Annotated in this window: 2 protein-coding genes; one reads left to right on the top strand and one right to left on the bottom strand. The window is 65.9% G+C overall.

From position 1 onward, the window contains the following. Nucleotides 1–522: 522 nt before the first annotated feature. Entirely contained in the window at nt 523–1,083 is a 561-nt protein-coding gene (locus AB0E63_RS46410; RefSeq protein WP_360381319.1) for a hypothetical protein, read from the top strand. Between the two features lie 280 nt (nt 1,084–1,363). Here the strand turns inward: AB0E63_RS46410 and AB0E63_RS46405 are convergent, their stop codons facing one another. After that, the gene (locus AB0E63_RS46405) at nt 1,364–1,837 is read right to left on the bottom strand and encodes a hypothetical protein (protein WP_360381316.1); all 474 of its coding nucleotides are present in this window, start codon (nt 1,835–1,837) and stop codon (nt 1,364–1,366) included. Nucleotides 1,838–1,945 lie beyond the last annotated feature (108 nt).

Here is a 1,945-nt window from a genome sequence, read left to right as displayed (position 1 = left end):
ACGCTGACGGGCCCAGCCCCATCACCGCTATGCAGGGACAGACGACGGACGAGGCACCGACCAATCACTTGACGCAAATCGCCTTACGCTGATGTCCGGATGACCTTGCCCGGTGATCGCTCGCCACGCCCTCGCACGACCGCTGGGCTGGCTCGCCCCAGCGTCGGTAATTAGCTGCCGAGCACCTCGTCGTCTTGGCTGGCTTCCCATGCCAGCTCCTCCGTCCGCACGGCGACCGATGCGCGGCGGCAGCGGGCAGGTTGTCGTGGCCTGCCCGATCTAGCTAGGGACGCCGCCCGGCGGGCTGGTCGTCGCGGGTCGTACCGGCTGCTCGGACGGTCACTGACGGCCTGGAGGTCGCCCGGGTGTGTCGGCTATCTGAGGTTCTTGGCGAACGCCGGGTTGGCGTTTGCGAGCACGCCACCAAGGAGGGACGATCGAACTATCTATCCGTCCAACGCGATCTTTCAGAAGGTGATTGTCGTGACTGGGACGATGTGGGTTCCGCGGAGTCGGGGAGCCGTGAGTGGCACGTTGCTGGTTCTGCTGGGCGTGTGGGGCGCTTTGATTCCGTTCGTTGGTCCGTACTTCGACTACGCCTACACGCCCGACAACGCGTGGGACTACACAACGGGCAGGCTCCTGCTGCAGGTCCTGCCGGGTGTCGGCGCCGTGCTCGGCGGGCTGCTGGTGCTTGGCAGTGCCAACCGCGCGGCGGCGATGTTCGGGTGCTGGTTGGCCGCCCTAAGCGGAGCGTGGTTCGTTCTCGGTGTTCCGCTCTCGGCGATCTGGGGGAGCCCGACGGTCGGTGAGCCGATCGGCAGCACGACGCGGCAATTCGTTGAGTACGTCGGCTTCTTCGGTGGACTCGGCGTCGCGATCGTGTTCTTGGCCGCGTTCGCGTTGGGCAGGTTCGCCGTGGTGGGCGTGCGGGAGGCCGAACGCGCTGCGCAGGCGGTGACGCCGGAGGTGACGCAGGAGGAGCGCGTGACGACCGCACCCGCGGCGGCACCCGAGCGCGAAGGAGAGACCGGCTCGCACCGCTTCAGTTGGCGCCGGTCCAGGCACGCCAGCACTCGATGACACCCTGTCCTCATGGCAAGTCGGCCACCGAGGAATCGGTGCCGCAGAAACGGAGAAACCGAGAAACCCAGGCGCGCACGTCGGCATGAGCGCGGATCGCGGCAGTTCCGGACGTTCGTGCAGGGAGGCTGGAGCCGGGGACGAAGGGGCTTAGGGTTAGTCCCGTGCGATCCCGTGGACGCGCCTGCAGCAAGTTCACTCGCCGTGAGCCCCGTTCATCGACGAACGAGGCGCCGTAACTCCCTCATGCTGAACACACGCCATCACCTTGCGACGCGGCCTAACGCTTGCAGTGCGGGGCAAGGTGGGACAGGGTCCGTTTCCACGTGGGCGACAGCAGTTCGTGTCCACCTTGCGGACTCATCTCCAGTCGCGCGTCGGGGAGTCGCTTCTGCCACCAGGTCCCATGACGAGAGCCGGTCAGCGGGTCCTTTGCGGCAAACAGCAGCAAGGTCTTGGCGGTGACTTCAGACAGCTCGAATCCCAGGGCACCCTCGTCGTCGGGGATCGGGGTTGCGACCAATACAAGTCGATCCACCAGCCCATGGTGACCGGCGACGAAGGCCAAGGCATCCAGTCCCGCGACCGACCAGCCCACGACGCCAACCGGCCCCGCATGGTGCAACTCAGCGCCTGTGCCGTCGTCGCCGAAGAGCGTTACCCCACGAGCCCAGGTCAGCTGCGGATCCGGATCCGCATTCGAACCGAACAGCACAACCACGCGGTCTACAGTGCCATCCATCAGAAGTCGCATGGTTGCAGGCTAACCCCGGTCTTTCAGTAGGACCTCAGATCGCTTGATCTGGTTGGTTTGTTGGTGGTGCTGGGGTTTGGGGCAGGTTGGGTCTGCCGGCTTGCTCGT

The organism is Kribbella sp. NPDC026596 (genome assembly GCF_040638415.1).
Lineage (GTDB): Bacteria > Actinomycetota > Actinomycetes > Propionibacteriales > Kribbellaceae > Kribbella.
This window is presented reverse-complemented; position numbering and strand designations above follow the sequence as displayed.